Source organism: Microbacterium sp. CCNWLW41 (genome assembly GCF_037083505.1).
In genome coordinates, this window is record NZ_JBAOJP010000012.1 from 62,572 (window position 1) to 81,790 (window position 19,219).

The 19,219-nt window shown below is 72.1% G+C and carries 19 protein-coding genes; 11 read left to right on the forward strand and 8 right to left on the reverse strand.

What is annotated here, in order from left to right; genetic code table 11:
* Position 1: 1 nt before the first annotated feature.
* A complete protein-coding gene (locus tag V6R91_RS31725) occupies positions 2-1,339 on the reverse strand; it encodes an extracellular solute-binding protein (RefSeq protein ID WP_336398672.1) in 1,338 nt (445 codons plus the stop codon).
* Positions 1,340-1,423: 84 nt separating this feature from the next.
* Positions 1,424-2,635: an ROK family transcriptional regulator gene (locus V6R91_RS31730; protein ID WP_336398673.1), complete on the reverse strand. Its 1,212-nt coding sequence runs from the start codon at positions 2,633-2,635 to the stop codon at positions 1,424-1,426.
* A gap of 177 nt (positions 2,636-2,812) precedes the next feature.
* Between V6R91_RS31730 and V6R91_RS31735 the strand changes: the two genes are divergently transcribed.
* The 3 genes from V6R91_RS31735 to V6R91_RS31745 are packed head-to-tail and all read left to right on the forward strand — an operon-like array spanning position 2,813 to position 5,807.
* Positions 2,813-3,943: a Gfo/Idh/MocA family protein gene (locus V6R91_RS31735; protein WP_336398674.1), complete on the forward strand. Its 1,131-nt coding sequence runs from the start codon at positions 2,813-2,815 to the stop codon at positions 3,941-3,943.
* Entirely contained in the window at positions 3,940-4,923 is a 984-nt protein-coding gene (locus V6R91_RS31740; protein WP_336398675.1) for a Gfo/Idh/MocA family protein, read from the forward strand. The genes V6R91_RS31735 and V6R91_RS31740 overlap by 4 nt, the downstream gene beginning before the upstream one ends.
* Positions 4,920-5,807, forward strand: a complete 888-nt coding sequence (locus tag V6R91_RS31745) for a BadF/BadG/BcrA/BcrD ATPase family protein (protein ID WP_336398676.1) — start codon at positions 4,920-4,922, stop codon at positions 5,805-5,807. The genes V6R91_RS31740 and V6R91_RS31745 overlap by 4 nt, the downstream gene beginning before the upstream one ends.
* A 101-nt stretch (positions 5,808-5,908) precedes the next feature.
* On the opposite strand, the gene V6R91_RS31750 is transcribed toward V6R91_RS31745, so the two are convergent.
* The 3 genes from V6R91_RS31750 to V6R91_RS31760 form a co-directional block, all read right to left on the reverse strand.
* Positions 5,909-6,349, reverse strand: coding sequence for an SRPBCC family protein (locus V6R91_RS31750; RefSeq protein WP_271060713.1), 441 nt, complete (start codon positions 6,347-6,349; stop codon positions 5,909-5,911).
* Positions 6,350-6,396: 47 nt separating this feature from the next.
* A complete protein-coding gene (locus tag V6R91_RS31755) occupies positions 6,397-6,678 on the reverse strand; it encodes a hypothetical protein (protein WP_336398677.1) in 282 nt (93 codons plus the stop codon).
* Positions 6,679-6,880: 202 nt separating this feature from the next.
* Positions 6,881-7,867, reverse strand: coding sequence for a LacI family DNA-binding transcriptional regulator (locus tag V6R91_RS31760; protein WP_336398678.1), 987 nt, complete (start codon positions 7,865-7,867; stop codon positions 6,881-6,883).
* A 74-nt stretch (positions 7,868-7,941) separates the two neighbouring features.
* Between V6R91_RS31760 and V6R91_RS31765 the strand changes: the two genes are divergently transcribed.
* The 3 genes from V6R91_RS31765 to V6R91_RS31775 all read left to right on the forward strand — a co-directional run bounded on the left by V6R91_RS31765 (position 7,942) and on the right by V6R91_RS31775 (position 11,437).
* Positions 7,942-8,991 (forward strand): alpha/beta hydrolase, encoded by a 1,050-nt coding sequence (locus tag V6R91_RS31765; protein WP_336398679.1) that lies wholly within the window; start codon positions 7,942-7,944, stop codon positions 8,989-8,991.
* Positions 8,988-10,007, forward strand: coding sequence for an alpha/beta hydrolase fold domain-containing protein (locus V6R91_RS31770; RefSeq protein ID WP_336398680.1), 1,020 nt, complete (start codon positions 8,988-8,990; stop codon positions 10,005-10,007). Before V6R91_RS31765 ends, V6R91_RS31770 begins: the two co-directional genes overlap by 4 nt.
* A gap of 137 nt (positions 10,008-10,144) precedes the next feature.
* Positions 10,145-11,437 (forward strand): MFS transporter, encoded by a 1,293-nt coding sequence (locus tag V6R91_RS31775; RefSeq protein ID WP_336398681.1) that lies wholly within the window; start codon positions 10,145-10,147, stop codon positions 11,435-11,437.
* Positions 11,438-11,475: 38 nt separating this feature from the next.
* On the opposite strand, the gene V6R91_RS31780 is transcribed toward V6R91_RS31775, so the two are convergent.
* The 3 genes from V6R91_RS31780 to V6R91_RS31790 all read right to left on the reverse strand — a co-directional run bounded on the left by V6R91_RS31780 (position 11,476) and on the right by V6R91_RS31790 (position 12,651).
* Positions 11,476-11,664 (reverse strand): hypothetical protein, encoded by a 189-nt coding sequence (locus tag V6R91_RS31780; protein ID WP_067249848.1) that lies wholly within the window; start codon positions 11,662-11,664, stop codon positions 11,476-11,478.
* A gap of 77 nt (positions 11,665-11,741) precedes the next feature.
* Entirely contained in the window at positions 11,742-12,170 is a 429-nt protein-coding gene (locus V6R91_RS31785; RefSeq protein WP_067249851.1) for a cupin domain-containing protein, read from the reverse strand.
* 37 nt (positions 12,171-12,207) lie between these two features.
* Positions 12,208-12,651, reverse strand: a complete 444-nt coding sequence (locus V6R91_RS31790) for a hypothetical protein (protein ID WP_336398682.1) — start codon at positions 12,649-12,651, stop codon at positions 12,208-12,210.
* A gap of 189 nt (positions 12,652-12,840) precedes the next feature.
* Between V6R91_RS31790 and V6R91_RS31795 the strand changes: the two genes are divergently transcribed.
* The 5 genes from V6R91_RS31795 to V6R91_RS31815 all read left to right on the forward strand — a co-directional run bounded on the left by V6R91_RS31795 (position 12,841) and on the right by V6R91_RS31815 (position 19,166).
* On the forward strand, positions 12,841-14,004 hold the full coding sequence (locus V6R91_RS31795; protein ID WP_271060706.1) for a polysaccharide deacetylase family protein: 1,164 nt from the start codon (positions 12,841-12,843) through the stop codon (positions 14,002-14,004).
* A gap of 292 nt (positions 14,005-14,296) precedes the next feature.
* Positions 14,297-15,850 carry a sugar transferase gene (locus V6R91_RS31800; RefSeq protein ID WP_271060705.1) on the forward strand — a complete coding sequence of 518 codons (1,554 nt, stop codon included), beginning with the start codon at positions 14,297-14,299 and terminating at the stop codon, positions 15,848-15,850.
* Between the two features lie 39 nt (positions 15,851-15,889).
* Positions 15,890-17,122, forward strand: coding sequence for a glycosyltransferase (locus tag V6R91_RS31805; RefSeq protein ID WP_336398683.1), 1,233 nt, complete (start codon positions 15,890-15,892; stop codon positions 17,120-17,122).
* Positions 17,119-18,315: a glycosyltransferase gene (locus V6R91_RS31810; protein WP_336398684.1), complete on the forward strand. Its 1,197-nt coding sequence runs from the start codon at positions 17,119-17,121 to the stop codon at positions 18,313-18,315. Before V6R91_RS31805 ends, V6R91_RS31810 begins: the two co-directional genes overlap by 4 nt.
* A complete protein-coding gene (locus tag V6R91_RS31815) occupies positions 18,312-19,166 on the forward strand; it encodes a hypothetical protein (RefSeq protein ID WP_336398685.1) in 855 nt (284 codons plus the stop codon). Before V6R91_RS31810 ends, V6R91_RS31815 begins: the two co-directional genes overlap by 4 nt.
* The last annotated feature ends 53 nt before the right edge of the window (positions 19,167-19,219 follow it).

Sequence of the window (19,219 nt, forward strand, 5' to 3'; positions counted from 1 at the left end):
GCTACTTCGCCCCGCGCAGGCTCAGAGCGTTGTCGATGTCGCGATCGACCTGGCCCAGGCCCTCTGCGAGCCCCTTCTCGGACGCCGCGCCGGACTGATATCCAGTCCAGAAGCTGTCGACCCCCTGCGTCAGCGTCGCGCCGATCGCGGTGACCGGCGAGCTCGCCGTCGCGGGGTGCGCGGACGCCTCGACGAAGGTGCGGTAGGTCTCGGGCACCTCGAGGTCGGCGGAGTCGGCCGCGGCCTTCAACGTCGGGATGTTCTTGAACCCGTTGGCATACTTCACCGCGGCGTCCGTATCGCTGGAGAGGTACTTGACCAGCGCCCAGGCCGCCTCCTGGTTCTTCGACTTGCTGCTGATGCCGATGTTCGCGCCCGATGCGTAGCCGCCGCCATACTCCTGACCGCTGCCGTCAAGCACCGGCATCGGGGCCGTGGCATACGGCAGGTCCTTCGCCTGATCCTCGATGAACGCGACGCGCCATTCGCCGTCGACGGCCATCGCGATCTTCCCCGTCTGGAACGGGTTGTCGGCGGAGAACTGGTCGCCGGTGGCCGCGCTGAAGGTCTTCAGCTTGTCGTAGCCGATCTGGTCGACGAACGCCTTCTGCCAGGTGATGAGGTCGGTCCAGGCCGGATCCGTGTGCAGCGCGGACTTGCCGTCCTCCATCCATGCGCCGCCCGCCGCCTGGCCGAGCGTGGTCGGGCGGAGCTGGCCGAACCCGATGAGGGGATTGAATCCCAGGGTCTTGATCGACCCGTCGGCGTTGTACTCCGTGAGCGCGAGCGCCATCTCCTCGAGCTCCTGGAGGGTCCGAGGAGGTTCGCTGAATCCGGCGGCGGCGAGCATCTCGGTGTTGTAGTACAGCCCGAAGACATCCGAGGTGGTCGGGAGGCTGCAGCGCCTGCCCTCATACTCGGTGAGTCCCGCGAACACGTCCTGGAAGTCGGCGGCGGAGACGCCGTCGCGATCCATGTACGGCTGCAGGTCGACCATCGACTTGCACAGCGTTCCAAGGGTGTTGTTGACGTTCGTGATCATCACGTCGACCTTGGAACTGGTGGCGGCCACCTGGGCGATCTTCGTGTCCTCCTGCTGGTCGCTGACGGTGACCTTCACGCCAGGATGCTCCGCCTGGAAGTCATCCACGAGCGACTGGATGACCTCCGCCTCGCGCGCCGAGTAATGGTGCCAGAGCGAGATCTCCCCCGTCAGCTCGTCCGCGGACGGAGCCTTGTCGGCGACGGCGGCGGATCCGCCACCGGCGCAACCGGCGAGCACGGCCACGGTCGCCGACGTCGCGGCGACCGCGGCGATGTATCGTGTGAACTGCTTCATTGCATTCCTTTCGCGAGTGCATTGCTGTTGCCGCGCCGGTGCCCCAAGCACCGGCGCGGTCTTTCCGGATACGACTCCGGAGGATCAGCGGATCGCGCGGAGACTCCGCTCGATCCGCACCTCCTCGTCTTCGGCCTCGGATCTGCGCGCCCGCGCGAGCACGTCCTCGCGTAGGTCTCGACGCAGCAGTTCCAGGGCTCCGCTCAGGACCGGGTCCGCCCCCACTCGGGCGACCTCGATCGGCGGATCCCACCGGGTGTGATCGCGGATCGCGACCCGGGTGAGCTCAGCGAGGGCCGCTCCTCCCGCGCGTCCGACCGGCCCCCCGAACACCACGTGGTCGGGGTCGATCACACCGAGGACGGGGATGACCGCGTGCGCGAGCCTCGGGGCGAGCGCCTCGGACACGCGACGAGGAAGATCCTCCCCGGCAAGGATCCCCTCGAAGGTCACGCCGTCCTCCCCCACGCTCCGCGCCAGGGCCTCCAGCGCTCCGGCGCCGACGGTGTCCTCGATGTCGAGGTTCTCGGTCACGCCGGGTACGACGGTGCGGGAGACCGGTAGATGCCCGATCTCGCCCGCGCCCCCGGAGCTGCCGTGGACGACCTTTCCGGCGATGTCCAACGCCAGTCCGATGCCGTGGCCGATCCAGATCAGTGCGGTGATGTCGCCGTCGTCATACGCCCCGGAGCTGCGTTCCGCCACCGCCGCCAGGTTCACGTCGTTGTCGATGCGCACGCTGCATCCCAGCGCCTCCTCGATCTGTCGACGCACGTGCTGCCGGGACCAACCGGGCAGGCCCTCCACGGAGCTGAGCTCATCGGTGCGGGTGTCCACGCTGCTGGGGACCCCGATGCAGACGTGGCCGACGCGCGCCAGGTCGACGCCTGCGCTGCGGCAGGCGCTCAGCACGGCGTGCGCCACGTCCTTCGCCGCACTGCGGTCCGTTCCGATGCCCTCGGCCGACTGACGGGCCACGACGTGAGCGCGCCCCGTCACGTCCACCACGCTCGACTGCACGCCGTGCTGGTCCACGTTCACCCCGACGCCGAAGACGACGTCTTCCCGGACACCGTAGACGGTCGCGGCAGGACCCCGGGTCGCAGCCTCCTCACCGGCCGCGATGATGAGTCCGCGCTCCTCCAGACGGGCCACGATCTGCGCCGCGGTCTGCTTGGACAGGTTGATCCGGGCAGCGATCCCGTTCCGGCTGAGGGGACCGCCGTCGATCATGCTGGCCAGCGCGTGCGCGGCGTTCTCATCGCCCAGCCAGGACGGTGTGCGCTTGACTGCCATGTCTGCCTCGACTCTCGGGATCGGCTCGCAAGCAGTATTGCAATGTTTCCTGACAGTTGGCAACCCTCACTTCAAGATGGCGCCAATTGCTCAGAGAAATGAAGGAAAGTGTCGCGTTGATCTCCCTCCAGAGATCTGGCAGGATTCCTGACTGTAACCATCGAAGGTGAGGTCGACATGTCCGATTCCCCCCGCCCGCTGCGCCTCGGCGTCCTCGGCACCGGCGGCATCGCGGTCGCGCCCTACGGCGTGCTGCCCAACATGCACCAGTACGCCGGGCGGATCGCAGTCGAGGCCGTGGCCGACGTCGACCGCGCCCGTGCCGAGGAGGTCGCCGCGCGCTTCGGGATCCCCCACGCCTTCGGCGGTCTCGACGAGATGATCGCGGCCGGCGGCATCGACGCCGTCGCCAACCTCACACCGATCCCGTTCCATTTCGAGACCTCCCGCGCCATTCTGGACGCGGGCCTGCACCTGGCGACCGAGAAGCCGATCGCGTCGACCGTCGCGGAGGCGGACGAGCTGATCCGGATCGCGGAGGAGAAGGGACTGCTCATCGTGTGCGCCCCGCCCGACATGCTCTACGAGCCGTACGAGCGCGCGGCGGAGCTGGTCCGAGCCGGTGAGATCGGACGGGTGGCGTTCGCGCGCGTGCACTCCAGCCACGCCGGCCCCGGAGGCGGCCCGCGCGGCTGGGAGAGCGACCCCAGCTGGTTCTACCGGCAGGGCTCCGGTCCGCTCCTGGACATGGGCGTGTACGGCATCCATGAGATCACCGGGATCCTGGGTCCCGCCCTGCGGGTCTCGGCCTTCTCCGGCATCACAGATCCGACACGGACGGTGCGCGGCGACGGTCCGTTCGCCGGATTGGAGGTCGAGGTCGAGGTCGCCGACAACAACCTCTTCATGCTCGACTTCGGCGGATCGACGTTCGCCGTGATCGACGGAACCTACAACGTCCACGTCTCCACCGGACCCAAGATCGAGATCTTCGGCCGGCGCGGCGTGGTGAACATCCTCCAGCCCGGGCACGACGACCTCGAGGTCTATCGCACCGACCTGTCCCCCGGCGTCGACGACTGGGTCCGCGGGGACGAGCCGCTCGCGCGGAGCACCCGCCGGGACACGTACGGTCGCGCGCTCATGATCGGCCATCTCGCGGACTGCGTGCGCGACGGCGCGCGCCCCGTCCTGAGCGCGGAGCACGCCCGGCACGCCCTCGAGATCATGATCGCCGTCGAGGTCTCCGCGCGCGAGGGCCGTGTCGTCGACCTGACCACCACCTTCGGAACGGAGGCCCGGGCATGACCGTGCGCATCGCCGTCCTCGGCCTCGACCACTGGTACGCCGCCCTTCCCTTCGCCCGAGCGGTGCAGGCCCATCCGGAAGCGGAGCTCGTCGTCATCGCCGATCCGGACCAGGTGCGGGCGTCGGAGATCGCCGCCGAGCTCGCCGTCGAGGCCTCGACGGATCCGGCGGCTGCGGCGATCCGACGCGACGTCGACGCGGTCGCCTGCTTCAGCAGCGTCGACCGCAGCCCAGCGCTGTGCATCGCCGCGGCCGGAGCGGGCAAGCACATCGTCGCGGTGAAGCCGCTCGCGATGGACCTCACGACCGCCGACACGGTCGTGGCCGCCGTCGAGGAGGCCGGCGTGGTCTTCGTGCCGAGCGAAGCGCGCCGGACGTCCGCCCTCGCCCTCCGCCTGCGTTCGCTCGTCGGCGACGGACCGGTGGGCGACCTGCGCGCCGGCACCTTCTCGATGCACAGCGGCGTCCCCGCGCCGTGGCCGGGGCAGGTCGGCCCGAGCTGGTGGACCGACCCGGGTCGCGCGCCGGGCGGCGGCTGGATCGACCACGCCGTGTACCAGATCGATCGGATGCGGTGGTTGTTCGACAGTCCGGTTCGTGCGGTCTCCGGCACGATCGGGAACCTGCGTCACCCCGACCTCGACGTCGAGGACTACGGCCATGCCGTCTACACGCTGGAGTCCGGGGCCGTGGTGACCGTCGAGGACACGTGGATCGCCTCCTCCGGCGATTCGCAGACGACGATGCATCTCGTCGGAACCCGCGGTTCGGTCCATGTCGACAGCCGCACCGGGACGATCTCGGTCTCCCGCGGCGACCGGACCTGGGACACGGAGACGATGCCGGACGACGGCTTCGACACGCTGGACGTCCTGCTGGCCGCCGTCGTCGACGGCGTCCCCGCGCCGGCCGATGTGCACGCCGCCCGCGAGACCCTGGAGCTCGCCCTCCGGTTCTACGAGAATGCGGTCCGTGTGTGACCGCGCCGACCGTGCTCGGAGTCGATGCCGGGGGGACGAAGGTGCACCTTCGTCGCGAGCACATGGCCGGAGAGGTGCTCGAGGACCGTGCGATCGAGGGGTGGGACTGGAGCGGCGCCGGATTCGATGATCGCGCGCGGATGATCGCGGCGATCGCGGACCATCCTCGGCTGCCGATGCCGGATGCGATCGGCGTCGGCGCGCACGGCTGCGACTCCGACGCCGAGTGCGAAGACCTCGCCGCTCGGATCCGTGCGCTGGTCCCGGCGGCGGTCACGGTCGTCAACGACGCGGAGCTGTTCGGCCGCGCCGTCGGGCACCCCGACGCGATCAACGTCGTCCTCGGGACGGGTTCGATCGTCGTCCGTCGCGGTCGTTCGGGGGCGCGCTATCTCGGCGGCTGGGGGTGGCTCGTCGGAGACGACGGATCGGCGTGGGGCATCGTGCGCAACGCCGTCACCGCGCTGACCGACGCCGAGGACGCCGACGACCGCGCGTCCGATCCGCTCCGCTCGGCGCTCCTCGCCCGTTCCGGCGCGGCGAACCTCCGTGAGCTGGTGGACGTCATGCACCGCGAGCCGGCCTCGGCCTGGGCCCGGTGGGCGGACGAGGTCTTCTCCGCCCAGAACCGCGGCGAGTCCGCGGCGGCGAGCGCCGTGGAACGCGGCATCGCTCACACGATCGGTCTCGTCGCGCACGCGCTAGACGGCGACGCCGAGGCGACCGTCGTCTTCGGCGGTGGTGTGGTCGGGAACCAGCCGGAATACGCCGGTCGGCTGCGTCGGGCCGCCGAAGAGCAGCTCGGGGTCCGGACGATGCTCCTGGATCGTCCGCCGGTTTTTGGGGCTGTGCGGCTCGCCGCAGAAAGCGCCGGCGTGCGCTGATCGGATCCGGAGGAGTTCCACCGGTCGTGGCGATCCGCGCGAGCCGGCGGCTCACTCAGGCAGGGCCCGCCCGTCGACTCACGTGAGGCCGACCCGCCTCCTCAGGCGATGCGTCCTGGCAGGCGGTCGAGCACGTCGTTCCAGCCGCGGACGTGGTCGTCGACGACCGGGCGACCCGGGGCGACGTGGACCACGGTCACCTCCGTGCGACTCGGCTCGACGACGTGCTCCGGGTCGTCCTCCGCATGGGCGCGATCGTCGCTGAAGAGCACAAGGACGCGGTCCGGACGCTCGGCGCCGTCCCACTCCCAGGTGAACCCGAGCGAGGTGCCCGGGACCACTTCGGTGTAGCGGCCCGAGACGCCGGCGCCCGCGGACGGGGATCGGATCTCCCACGCGCGATCCGGGCGTGCGTCCAGGCGGTAGACGGTGTCCGGCCACTGGGGCCACCACCACGTGCGCATCCGCGCGGGGACGATCCAGTCCGCGAACGCGGCGTCGCGGTCCATCGCGACGACCCGGGAGACGACGAAGGAGGACATGCCTCCACCCTCTCCCCCGGCCCGGCCGACCGCAAGCGCCCCGGATGTCAGGCGGGACGGGAGAGGACGCGTCGACGGCGACCCCTCCGCCGCGGACGCGGCGCGGCGTCGCCGGCCAGCGCCGCGCGGGCGGCGGCGAGCGTCGGGTAGGTGCCGATCCGGCGGCTGTGACGGTTGTGGACGATGTGCGCGTGTACGTCGACGGTGATGAAGCCGGCGAACTCGCCGGCGCGGGTCGCGACGAAGACGTCGTCGGCGGCCTGCTTCCAGGTCAGGGGCGCATCGAGGCTCGTCGGCTCCGGGCGCGCATGGGCAGGGGTGATGGTCATGGTGAATGCTCTGTCGTTCGTCGGGCGCAGGCGTGCGCCCGGGATGGGGGCCGGGGCTGACGAACGCGCATCGGTGCGGTTCGTGCGGAAGCCGTGTCTCGGCCGTGTCCGCGCGGCGCCGAAGAGGGCGACGATCACGCGGAACACATCATTCTAGCAGACCCACCGCCCGACGAGTGAGCGCAGCGAGCCGCCGCCCGCGTCACGTCGTGGCGCGGACCACCAGCGACGGCGCCAGATCGACGCGCGAGATGCTCGCCCCCTCCCCGGCGATCGCAGCCAGGAGCAGGTCGATCGCGGCGCGTCCGGACTCCTCGAACGGCTGGCGGACGGTCGTCAGCCCCAGCCCCGCGGCCAGGTCCCCGTCGTCGTACCCGGCGAGGGCGACGTCCTCGGGGATGCGCCGACCGGACGCCCGGAGGACTCCGTGCACCCGGACGGCGAGAGCGTCGTGATTGGCGACGACGGCCGTGGCGCCCGAGGCCGCCACGGCCCGCACCACGCGCTCCAGACCGTCGTCCGGCGCGACCGCCACCTCGTCCAGCGCGAGGGACTCCGCGACGCCCTCGGCGCGGAGCATCCCGGCCGAGACGTAGTCCCGGGACAGCTGCGGCTCGTGGACGAACAGCACGCGGTCGTGCCCCCGCTCGCGCAGGTGCTCGCCCAGCAGGCGTCCGCCCAGCAGGTCGTCCACGAGCACCCCGGGGAGGTCTCCGCCGCGCGGGCGCGCGCTGCGGACGTCGACGAGCACCACCGGCAGGCCCGCGGCGCGGCTCGCCCGCACGGCGGCCGGACTCAGCGGCACGCCCATCACGATCACCCCGTCCACGCCCGGGCGCGCCGGGAGGGCGTCCAGGAGCGGGGAGTCCGCAGCGGCGGCGGAGTCGAGGTCGTGGACCATGAGGTCGATCGTCGTGTCCCGCGCGCGGGCGAGCATGCCGGTGAGGCGGCGATAGTACGACGGATAGCTGGAGAACGGTGCCGCCACGGCGACCCGGAGCTGTCCGGGCTCGGAGCGGTGGTCCGCACGGCGGCGGTACCCGAGCTCGGCCGCCGCCGCGACCACCCGCTCCCGGGTGGCCGGGCTCACCCGGTGCGGAGCGTTCATCACGAGCGACACCGTGGAGATGCTCACCCCCGCCCTCTCGGCGACGGAGTAGATCGTCACGGCTCCCATGCGCGGTTTCATGTCGACTCCTGAAGTTCTTTCTCGAAGTTCTTCGATCCCGCACAATGCTCGCAGGACGAAGGAGCCCCCACAAGATGAGAACAGCACGACCCGTCGTCGATCCGTTCGTGACCGCCGTCGAGCGCCGCCTCGCGCCGCTGCGCCGCCCCGAGCCCAAAGATCCCGCCCGCCGGCGCCGACAGGCCGCCGCCGAGGACGTCGCGACCAGCCGCGAGCTCGGGATCGCCCCGATCCCCGCCTACACGGAGGAGCACACCCTCCCGGTCGCCGGGCACCCGGACGTGCGCGTGCGGGTGTACTGGCCCTCCCCGGAGCGCGCCGAGGCCGTGACGGGACGGGGCACGGGGCTGCCGATCCTCGTGTACTGCTACGGCGGCGGGTTCACGATCGCCGGGATCGACTGGGTCGGCTGGGACGCGGGCTTCCGGCGGCGCGCCCGCGAGGCCGGCATCATCATCGTCGCCGTCGACTACGCTCACGCGCCCGAGACCCGCTTCCCCGCACAGCCGGAGCAGTGCTGGACGGCGCTCGAGTGGGCGCACGCGCAGGCGAGCGACCTCGGCGGCGACCCCGCACGGATCGCGATCGGCGGAGCGTCCTCGGGTGGGAACCTCGCCGCGGCGGTGACCCTGATGAACCGCGACCGGGCGAACCGCCCGATCCGCCTCCAGCTCCTCGAGGCGCCGGCGCTCGACCTGACGATGGCCCACGCGGACATCCGCGGCCTGGACGCGAAGGTCCCGGGGATCATCGTCCGCAAGGTCGGCGCCCGTCTGGTGCGGCAGTACCTGGGCCGCTCCCGGAACGCCCCGCTCGATCCGTATGCCTCCCCGCTGCGGGCGGCGTCGCACGCGGGGCTGCCGCCCGCCGTGATCTACACCTCGGAGCTGGATCCGCTCCGCGGCGACGGCGAGGCCTACGCGCGGACCCTGACCGCCGCCGGCGTGCCCGCCACGGCGATCCGGTACATCGGTCAGACGCACACCTCGGGGGGTCTGCTGCGCCACGTCCCCGCGGCCGATCACCTGCACCGCGACATCATCACGACGCTGCGGACCCTGCACGACGATCCCGTCTCGTACCCGGATCCGGGTCCGAGGACCGGAGCGGGGAGGTCCCGATGACCGCCGTGCACGACCTGGACCTGCATCCCGCGATCCGCGCGTGGGGCGAACGCATCGCCGAGCACTCCGCGGCGTTCCCGGAGCTCGCCGGCCGAGCGGCAGCGCCCCGACGGGCGGCAGCCCTGCGGGTGTCGGACCTCGTCGCGGCCGAGTTCACCCTGCCCGCGCCGGACGACGTGGCGATCGACGAGGTCGCGATCGACGGCCCGGACGGGACGCTGCGCCTGCGCCGGTTCCGCCCGGCCGGGATCGCCGACCTCGCGCCGACCCAGCTCTTCCTCCACGGGGGCGGCTTCTTCGGCGGCACCGTCGATGAGATCCTCAACGACCGCCTCTGCGCACGCCGGGCGCGCGACGCGCGCATCCAGATCGCCTCGCTGGAGTACCGGCTCGCCCCCGAGCACCGCTACCCCGCCGCGGCGGAGGACGCGATGGCGGCGCTCACGGCGCTCGCCTCCGATCCGGCGCTCGGCGCTGACCCGGCGCGCCTCGGCATCGGCGGCAACTCCGCCGGGGCCGCCATCGCGGCGAGCGCGGTCATCCTCCTCCGCGATCGGGCCCGGCGCGGCGAGACCGTCCCGCCCGTCCTGCACCAGGACCTCGAAGTGCTGCCCGCCGCCCTGCGCCTGGTCGGCTCTTCGGGAGAGCGATACGCCGACGGCTTCGGGCTCGACGACGCCGCCGAGCTCGTGGAGGTCTACGTCGGGCCCGGCGAGCCGCCGTACGCCGCCGCGCCCCTGGACGTGCCGGACCTCACCGGTCTCCCGCCCGCGCTCCTCATGGTCGCGGAGTTCGATCCGCTCCGCGACAGCGGGATCCGTTACGGCGAGCGCCTCCGCGCCGCCGGGGTCCCCGCGACGGTCATCGTCGGCGAGGGCCACCTGCACGGGACGCCGGGCATCACCGCCGCGCTCCCGGCCGCGCGGGACTGGCAGGATCGCCACTCCCGTGCGCTGGCCACCGCGTACGGGACCGCGCCGCACGAGGATTCCGAGCCCGCCGCCCCCGCCGGCTGAGCGCCTTCCGCGCCCGCCGGACCCGTACGCCGTCCGCCGCTCGCCCGTTCCCTACCCGCCCGTTCCGCACCCGCCTGTTCCCCCGTCCGCCCGTTCCGACACCCGCCCATTCCGACCCCCGCCCGAAGGAGACGACGATGTCCCTCACCCCCGAGACCGCCCCGCCCACGCCGCCGCTCGCCGTGCATCCCCGGGACCGCGACATCCCCGGCGGTCCCCAGCCCCGAGGCTTCCTCGCCCTGTTCGTCCTGGCCTGGTTCGGCATCAACCTGGCCCTCGGGACCATCTCGGGCGCGTCGATCCCCAAGTTCTTCGCGTTCCTGGACGACGGGACGAAGGGACTGAACCTGTCCGTCACGGCCGCGATCGGCGGCGTCGTGGTGATCCTCGCCACGCCCCTGTTCGGGCGCCTGAGCGACCGCACGATGTCCCGCCTCGGCAAGCGACGCCCGTGGATCCTCGGCGGCGCGGTCGCCGGAGCCGCCGGGTGCCTGGTCCTCGCCGCCTCCACCTCGCTGTGGACGATCGTCGCGGGCTGGGTCGTGGTCCAGGCCGGCTTCGGCGCCGCGAACGCCGCGGTGCACGCCCTTCTCGCCGACCAGATCCCCGCCCGCGTCCGAGCGCGCGTCGCGGCGGCGGCGAGCGCGTCCGGAGCCCTCGCCCTCATCCTCGGCGCCCTCGTGATCGCGGCGCTGCCCAACGACCGGCAGTGGACCTGGTTCCTCGTCCCGGGCCTGATCGGGGCCGTCCTGTGCGCGGGACTGTTCCTGGGGCTTCGCGACCTCGTCCGCACCGAGCGGCCCGCACCGTGGAGCTGGGCGGACCTCGTCTCCACCTACTGGCTCGACCCGCGCCGCCACCCGGACTTCTTCTGGGCCTGGGCCTGCCGGCTGCTGGTGACGATGTCGATCGTCTCCGTCTCGACGTACATGCTCTTCTTCATCATCGACCACCTGGGCATCCCCAAGGAGGAGGCCTCCGGGGTACAGGCGGCGACGCTGATGATGTTCACCGTCGGCAACGTCCTGATGACGATCCTGTTCGGCTGGATCTCGGACCGCACGGGGCGACGCAAGCCCATCGTGTGGATCTCGTCCCTGCTGTCGGCGGTGGGCCTGGTCGTGGCGATCCTGGCTCCGGACGTGACGATGTTCTACGTCGGGATCGTGATCGTCGGCGCCGCGCAGGGGGCCTACGTCTCGGTGGACATCGCCCTGATGACGGAGGTGCTGCCGACCTTCGACGACGCGGGCAAGGACCTCGGGATCGTGTCGCTGTCCTATCAGGTGCCGCAGCTGCTCGTGCCGATCGTGGCCGTCCCGCTGCTGGCGATCGGCGGCGGCGAGAACTACACCGCCCTCTTCATCGCCGCCATCGTCTTCGGCGTCCTGGGTGGTCTGGCGGTGCTGCCGATCCGCGGCGTCCGCTGAGCGCGCCGCGCACCGGTGCGGCTACGCGCGGGGCGTCGTCACTCCCAGGAACGGGAGCGCTTGGTCGCGCCGCCGCGCTCGCGCATCATCCAGGCCAGCGCGAGGCTCACGAGGAGGATGCCGCCGATGAAGGCGAGGCTCTCGAAGCCGGGGAAGTTCTGCGCGTTGCCGAGCAGCGCGAAGCCGCCGAGGAACAGCACGCCGAAGATGATGAAACTGCCGATCACGGGGGCACCTCCTGTTACCCCTCGATCCTAGCCGGTTCGCGCCGCCGGAATGTCGCGCCGGGGCGTCGGCGACCGGTCTACCAGGGCATCGGGCGGTCGGGACCGCGCTCGCTGTCGTCGGGGAACTCCGGCAGCTCCTCGCCGCCCGCGCGGATGCAGAGCCAGCGCAGCTCACCGTCGCCGTCGGGGGCGCAGCGCCAGGTGCGCCAGACCCCCTGACCGACGCGGACGACCGTACCCGGCCCGACGTCCACGACCTCGTCGTCCAGACCCATCTGACCGCGCCCCTGGAGGAAGACGTAGACCTCTTCGACGCGGTGGTGGACGTGCCAGTACCCGGCCTCCTCGCCCGGCGCGAGCGCGTTGGCGGTCATGCCGATGTACTGCATGGTCAGCTCGTGATCGACGACCCGTCGACCCTCGCGCGAGCTGTCGGGGCGGAAGCCGCCGAAGTGCTCACGCCACTGGTCGAGTCCGCCCATCTCCAGCACCTCGTACGCCGCCATGGCACCACGCTAGCAACCCGGTCGGCACGCGTCGCGGTCAGCGGCTGAGCAGACGCGGGGCGGGGCCCTCGAGCCTCGCCACGGCGATCTTCACCTCGGTCATCTCGGTGCGCAGGCCCGCCATCTCGGTGCGAAGCCCCGCCATCTCGCCGCGGAGGCCTGCGCTCTCCTCACGGGTCTCGGTCCGAAGACCCGAGACCTCCTCACGAAGCTCGGTCCGAAGACCCGAGATCTCCTCACGGAACTCGGTCCGAAGACCCCCGATCTCCTCACGAATCTCCGTCCGGAAGTCCCCGATCTCCTCACGAAGCTCGGTCCGAAGACCCCCGATCTCACTCCGAAGCTCGCCGCGCAGTTCGCCCCGGACGGCGTCGATCCGACGGACGACCCACGCGAGCCCGGTGAACAGCGCGACGCAGATCGTGACGACGGCCGCCAGGCCCGTCAGGACCGTACCGATGATCTCCGGCGACACGAACATCCCCCCATCCTGCTCCGCTGCCGCGGTGCTCGCCACCCACCGTAGAGAGATGCCGATGCATCGCGGGTCGGGACGACGGCCTCGGCGGAGAACCGCGGGGATCGAGCATCGGTGCAGGACGAGGGGGGAGGGAGGGAAAACCCGTGGCCTCCCCGGGGCTCCCTACCGGCACGCCGTAATATCGGCGGCATGGCAGCGCCCGTTCCCCCGACCCGTCACTCCTCCCGGCGCCCGTCGCCGGCCGTGCTGAAACGGCGCCGGATCCTCGCCGCGGTCATCGCGCTGCTGGCCGTCGGCCTGGTCGTGGTGCTCGTCGTCACCGTCGTGCACGCGCTCTCGGGCCCGGGCGCGACCGCAGACCCGAAGCCGCAGGCCTCCGGCGGAGCGACGCCCGCGCCGACACCGGAATCGCCCGTGGAGGCGCTCCTGGCCACCACGGACGATCCGAACGCGTGCGCCGTCTCGTTCGAGGGCGACGGCATCGCGATCGACCCGATGCTGCAGACCCAGGGCGTGCTGTACACCGGCCTGCCGATCCCCGCCCGCGAGGGCCTGGTCTTCGCGGGGTGGTACGCCACCGCGGAGGACGCGGCCGCGTACACCCCGACGGCGCGCGTCAACGGCTCCGAGCTCGCGGCGTGCACCGACCGGCGCCTCACCCTGCACGGTTCGTGGATGACGCCGGAGCAGAACGCCGAGGCGGCCACCGAGGTCCCGATCCTGATGTACCACCAGTTCACGACCCGCCCCGAGGGCGAGGACAACGCGCTGCGCGGGAACTACGCCTACATCGGCGACTTCGAGGCGCACATGGCCTACATCGCCGAGCAGCAGTTCTACCTGCCCACCTGGGACGAGCTGAACGCGTTCATCGACGGGACCGTCTACCTGCCGCCGAAGTCGGTCATCATCACCGATGACGACGCCGACCAGACATGGCTGGACCTCGCGGTGCCCGTCGTGACCCAGCATCAGCTCCTCACCACCTCGTTCGTGATCACGGAGTACCGCACCGAGGGATCGCCGTCGCCGTACGTGATCCAGCGATCGCACACCCACGACATGCACGAGGCCGGCGACAACGGCGAAGGGCGGATGGTGAACTGGTCCGCCGATCAGATCGCCGCCGACCTGGAGCAGTCGGCCGCGATCCTCGGCGCCAAGGAGGTCGTCGCCTACCCGTTCGGCCACTACAACGACACGACGAAGCAGGGCGTGGCGCAGGCCGGCTTCCTCCTCGGCCGGACGATCGAGTGGGGGTACGTGACGCCCGGCACGGACAAGTTCGCGCTGCCGGTGATCCGCATCAACTACGGAGACACGCTGGAGTCGCTCATCTCCGACATCGGCTGATCCCCGTGTTTGCTCAATTCGGTGGAGAATCTTGTCATGATGCTTCCGGGAGCGACGATTTCGCGCTAATGTGAGCACAGCATCCGCACGTCCGACGGCGATGCGGGCACCGATGTGGGATCGGTGCCGACCACTCCCCCGATGTGGGATCGGGGGAAAGCCGACGGACAGCCCGAGGGGTCGGGAGCGGGTGCGCATCCGCGAGCGCATTCGCCCGCGGTCTGGGGATAACTGGGGAAATCATGGCGCACTGGGGATTCTTGCGTTCATCAACGGCTCACGGAGCCTCGACATGACGTCGGTCGAGGACGCCGTGAGTCTGGTCGGTGTGGGGACACCGCCCGTCCGCCCCATGGCGGCGCCGTCCGTTCCGTCGACGCGCGCGAGGGCGGTCTCGCCCCGTGCCACGCCGACGCTCGAACGGCGCCGCCAATGGGAGCGGCTCTATCGTGTCCGGCTGCGCCTCACCGACGCCGCCGTGATCCTGGCCGCGGTGAGCGCGTCCGCGGCGGTCTCGCTGGGCGCCGTCCCGATCGTGCCGGCGGCGGGCACCGGCCGCGGCCTCACGGTCGCGATCGGCGCCGCGCTGGCCGGGCTCTGGTTCCTGATGCTCGCCGCCGCACGCACCCGCGCGGCGACGATCTTCGGATCCGGGGCCACCGAGTACAAGCGGGTCGTGCACGCCGGCGCCATCGCGTTCGGCGTGCTCGCCACCGGCGCCGTGTTCGCCGATCCCTCTGTGCTGCGCGTTCCGCTGCTGGTCGCGATGCCCCTCGGCACCATCGGGCTCCTCGCGGGGCGATGGGGCTGGCGGCGCTGGCTCTCGGCGCAGCGCCGCCACGGCCGCTATGCCTCGCGCACCCTCGTCGTCGGCGACCGCGCCGAGGTCGAGTACGTCGTGCACACGCTCCAGACCGGCGCGGTGACCGGGTACAACGTCGTCGGCGCTACGCTGCTGGACGGCAACGCCCGCGCGATCACCGTCGGCGACGTGTCCCGCCCGGTCCTCGGGAACGTCACCTCCGTCGCCCAGGTCGCCCAGCAGCTCGGCGCCGACACGATCCTCGTCGCCAGCCGCCCGGAGGGCGACCCGGAGTTCATCAAGAGGCTGAGCTGGCAGCTGGAGGGCACCGCCGCGGAGCTCGTGCTCTCCAGTCGGCTGACGGACGTCGCCGGCCCGAGGATCTCCTTCGCCCCGGTCGAGGGCCTGCCGTTGATCCAGGTGCGCATCCCGAGCTACGAGGGCGGACAGCACCTCGCCAAGCGTGCGCTCGACGTCGTCGTCGCCGCGCTCGCGCTCATCCCGATCGCGATCCTGACGCCGCTGCTCGCGCTGCTCATCCGCCTGGACTCCCCGGGCCCGGTGTTCTTCCGGCAGGAGCGGGTCGGTCGCGACGGCCGGACGTTCCGGATGGTGAAGTTCCGCTCGATGAGCGTCGACGCCGAGGACCGGCTGGCCGACCTCCAGGCGCAGAACGAGGGCTCCGGCCTCCTCTTCAAGATCCGCGCCGACCCGCGGGTCACCCGCGTCGGCAAGTGGCTGCGCAAGCTCTCGCTGGACGAGCTGCCGCAGTTCTGGAACGTCCTGGTCGGCGACATGAGCGTCGTCGGCCCCCGTCCGCCGCTGCCGAGCGAGGTCACCGCCTACGACGGCACGGTCTCGCGCCGGCTGTACATCAAGCCCGGGATCACCGGCCTGTGGCAGGTCAGCGGACGCAGCGATCTGACGTGGGACGAGAGCGTGCGGCTGGATCTCCGCTATGTGGAGAACTGGTCGATCATGAACGATCTGCAGATCATGTGGCGCACGGCCCGAGTGATGCTGCAGCCGCACGGGGCGTACTAGCCGACGCAGCGGGCGACGTATCGATCTGGGGAGGTCAAGATGCGCAGGAACCTGAACATCGCGATGGTGGGGACGAGGGGCGTTCCGGCCGCCTACGGCGGCTTCGAGACGGCGGTCGAGGAGGTCGGCCGCCGGCTCGTCGAGCGCGGGCACCGCGTGTCCGTGTACACGCGCGGGTCGTCGACGCGGGAGCGGGAGCACCTCGGCATGCGGGTGATCCACCTTCCGGCCGTGCCGCAGAAGCAGCTGGAGACGCTCAGCCACACGGGACTCTCCGCGGTGCACCTGGTGACGCGGCGCCGTCCCGACGCCGCGTTCGTCTTCAACGCCGCCAACTCGCCGTTCCTGCCCCTGCTGCGGATGCGCGGCGTGCCCGTCGCGCTGCACATGGACGGGCTGGAATGGCGCCGGTCGAAGTGGGGCGCTCGGGGACGGGCGTACTACCGGTGGGCGGAGCAGTTCGGCGTCCGCACGGCGGACGCGCTCATCGCCGACGCCCCCGGGATCGCCGAGTACTACCGCGACCAGTTCGACGTCGACACCGCGCTCATCCGCTACGGAGCGCCGATCCTCGACGCGCCGCCCGCGCGCGGCGTCGCGGAACTCGGACTCGCCCCCGCCGGCTACCACCTGGTCGTGGCGCGCTTCGAGCCGGAGAACCACGTCCTCGAGATCGTCGACGGGTACCGGCGAAGCAGCGCGACGCTGCCCCTCGTGGTGGTCGGTTCGGCACCGTACAGCGCCGAGTACACGCAGCGGATCCAGGACATCGCCGACGCGGATCCGCGTATCCGGCTGCTCGGCGGCGTCTACGACCAGGAGCTGCTCGACGCCCTGTACGCCCACGCCCGCACATACGCGCACGGTCATTCCGTCGGCGGGACCAACCCGTCGCTGCTGCGGGCGATGGGCGCGGGCACCGCGGTGATCGCCTACGACGTGGGCTTCAACCGCGAGGTGCTCGACGACGAGGGCTGGTTCTTCCGCACTCCGGCCGAGGCCGCCACCGCCTTCGACGACGCCGAGGAGGACGACGCCCGCGTCGCCGCCTCGGCCGCGCGCGTGCAGCGTCGCGCCGCGACCGCTTTCCGCTGGGACGACGTCGCCGACGCCTACGAGGAGCTCGCCGCGCGGCTCGCCGCCGGAGAGTCGGTACACCCCGCCGCCCGCCGTGCCCGCCGGCGCGCCGACGAGGCGGACGGCGACGCCTCCGCGCCGTCGCGTCCGACCGGCACCGGACGCGCCGCCGGCCCGGAGACGGTGGCGGCGTGAGCGCGCGCCCGGCATCGGCGGGGGCGTCCGCCTCGCTCGTCCTGGTCGTGCATCCCGGCGCCGAGCTGTTCGGGTCCGACCGCATGCTCCTCGAGAGCGTCATCGGGCTGCGCGAACGGGGTTCGCGCACCGTCGTCGCCCTCCCGGAGAGCGGGCCGCTCGTCGACGAGCTGCGCGCTGCCGGCGCCGAGGTCGTGCTGATCCCCATGCTCGTGCTGCGCAAGGCTCTGCTGCGCCCCCGGAACTGGCCGACCCTCGCCCGCGACACGCTGCGCGGATGGGCGGCGGGATGGCGGCTGCTGCGCCGGCTGCGCCCGGAGGCCGTGTACGTCTCCACGCTCACCCTGCCGCAGTGGCCCCTGCTGTCGCGTCTGCGGCGGGCGCGGACCATCAGCCACATCCACGAGGCGGAGGCGTCGGCGAACCGGCTGGTCAACCGCGCGCTCTACGCGCCGCACCTGGCCTCCGATCGCGCGCTGGTCAACAGCCGCTTCGCGTGGGACACGATCGCCGCCTCACTGGCGCCCCTCGCCCGCCGCGCGGCCGTGGTCTACAACGGCGTCGCCTCGCCCGCCGAACCGGCACCGCCGCGGGCGCGGCTCGACGGACCTCTGCGCGTCCTCTACGTCGGCCGGCTCTCGCCGCGGAAGGGCCCGGACCTCCTGATCTCTGCGGCCGCGCGGCTCTCCGAAGCCGGTCGCGCCGTGGACGTGACCCTCCTCGGATCGGTGTTCACCGGGTACGAGTGGTTCGATCGGGAGCTGCGGGACCAGGCCTCGGCCGAGGCCGTCCCCGTCGACTTCGCCGGGTTCCATCCGGATGTCTGGCCGTTCCTGGCCGCCGCCGACGTGCTCGTCGTCCCTTCGCGGACGGACGAGCCCTTCGGCAATACGGCGGTCGAGGGCATCCTGGCTCTGCGCCCGGTCATCGCCAGCGACGGCAGCGGCCTGCGCGAGGCCGCAGGCGGGTACGACACCGCCCGGCTCGTCGAGCCGGACGACGCGACGGCGATCGCCGAGGCGCTGACGGAGATCGCCGAGGACTGGCCCTCCGTCGTGGCGAGCACCGCCGACAGCCGTGCCGAGGCGCTCCGACGCCATGCTCCCGAGTCGTATCGCCGGGCGATCGCGGCGGCCGTCCTCGGCGACATCGCCGTCCTCCCGCCGGCCACCGCCCGAGGAGGCCGGCCGTGAGCGCCACCCGTCTCGTGATCGCCTACAACGGCGCGGACGCCGGGCTCGGCAACCGGCTGCGGGTGACGCTCGGGGCGGCGCGCTACGCGCGGTTCCTCGATGCCCGCTTCGGCTACGTCTGGCCGCGCGGCCCGCTGTTCGAGCCCGCCTTCACCGACCTCTGGGAGTGGGGCGAGGGGATGCGCGTCTCGCGCGCGGTCTCCCGCGCCGTGGGCCTGCTCAGCGGTTACGTGGGCAACCGCCTGACGGAGGCGCCGCGTCGCGCCGTTCTCCAGATCCGGACCGGTGCGGAGCTGGTTCTCCCGCCCGAGGCCGGATCGTGGACCGACGACCTGCGAGCGCTGCGTCCCGTCGACGAGATCGCGCGGACCGTGCACCGGCTGCACGGCGGACTCGCGTCCGCCCCCTACGTGGGCGTGCAGCTGCGCGTGCACCGGGTGTCCCACCGGGAGACGACCCAGACGTCGCCGGCCTCCTGGTTCACCGAGCGGATGCACGCGATCCTCGCCGAGCGACCCGGCACCCGCTTCTACCTCTCCTGCGACGTCCCCGAGGTGAAGAGGACGCTCCTGCAGCAGTTCCCCACCGCCGTGGCTCACGAGGTCGACGCGCCGTACAACTCCACCGCCGCGGTGCGCGCCGCGATCGTGGACCTCTACCTGCTGGCGGCCTCGTCGCGCCTGCTCGGCCCGCACCACTCGAGCTTCATCGAGATGGCGCAGTTCCTGGGCGATCTGAGAGTGCCGACCGACAAGCCGACGGAGCCGGCGGCGGACACACACGCCTGGTGGACGCTGCCGCCCGCGACGGATCCGCTGCGGCCCGCCGACCGGGCACCGCGCGCCGCGTGAGCCGCCGCGGCACACGCGCGACCGTGCGGCCGACGCCCCCGGCGGGCGGCGTG

Coding starts and splice junctions, on each gene's coding strand:
- V6R91_RS31800 (WP_271060705.1), top strand. CDS start 14,297: ATGACGTCGGTCGAGGACGCCGTGAGTCTGGTCGGTGTGGGGACACCG.
- V6R91_RS31740 (WP_336398675.1), top strand. CDS start 3,940: ATGACCGTGCGCATCGCCGTCCTCGGCCTCGACCACTGGTACGCCGCC.
- V6R91_RS31760 (WP_336398678.1), bottom strand. CDS start 7,867: ATGAAACCGCGCATGGGAGCCGTGACGATCTACTCCGTCGCCGAGAGG.
- V6R91_RS31795 (WP_271060706.1), top strand. CDS start 12,841: ATGGCAGCGCCCGTTCCCCCGACCCGTCACTCCTCCCGGCGCCCGTCG.
- V6R91_RS31770 (WP_336398680.1), top strand. CDS start 8,988: ATGACCGCCGTGCACGACCTGGACCTGCATCCCGCGATCCGCGCGTGG.
- V6R91_RS31735 (WP_336398674.1), top strand. CDS start 2,813: ATGTCCGATTCCCCCCGCCCGCTGCGCCTCGGCGTCCTCGGCACCGGC.
- V6R91_RS31775 (WP_336398681.1), top strand. CDS start 10,145: ATGTCCCTCACCCCCGAGACCGCCCCGCCCACGCCGCCGCTCGCCGTG.
- V6R91_RS31765 (WP_336398679.1), top strand. CDS start 7,942: ATGAGAACAGCACGACCCGTCGTCGATCCGTTCGTGACCGCCGTCGAG.
- V6R91_RS31730 (WP_336398673.1), bottom strand. CDS start 2,635: ATGGCAGTCAAGCGCACACCGTCCTGGCTGGGCGATGAGAACGCCGCG.
- V6R91_RS31805 (WP_336398683.1), top strand. CDS start 15,890: ATGCGCAGGAACCTGAACATCGCGATGGTGGGGACGAGGGGCGTTCCG.
- V6R91_RS31725 (WP_336398672.1), bottom strand. CDS start 1,339: ATGAAGCAGTTCACACGATACATCGCCGCGGTCGCCGCGACGTCGGCG.
- V6R91_RS31790 (WP_336398682.1), bottom strand. CDS start 12,651: ATGTTCGTGTCGCCGGAGATCATCGGTACGGTCCTGACGGGCCTGGCG.
- V6R91_RS31755 (WP_336398677.1), bottom strand. CDS start 6,678: ATGACCATCACCCCTGCCCATGCGCGCCCGGAGCCGACGAGCCTCGAT.
- V6R91_RS31785 (WP_067249851.1), bottom strand. CDS start 12,170: ATGGCGGCGTACGAGGTGCTGGAGATGGGCGGACTCGACCAGTGGCGT.
- V6R91_RS31750 (WP_271060713.1), bottom strand. CDS start 6,349: ATGTCCTCCTTCGTCGTCTCCCGGGTCGTCGCGATGGACCGCGACGCC.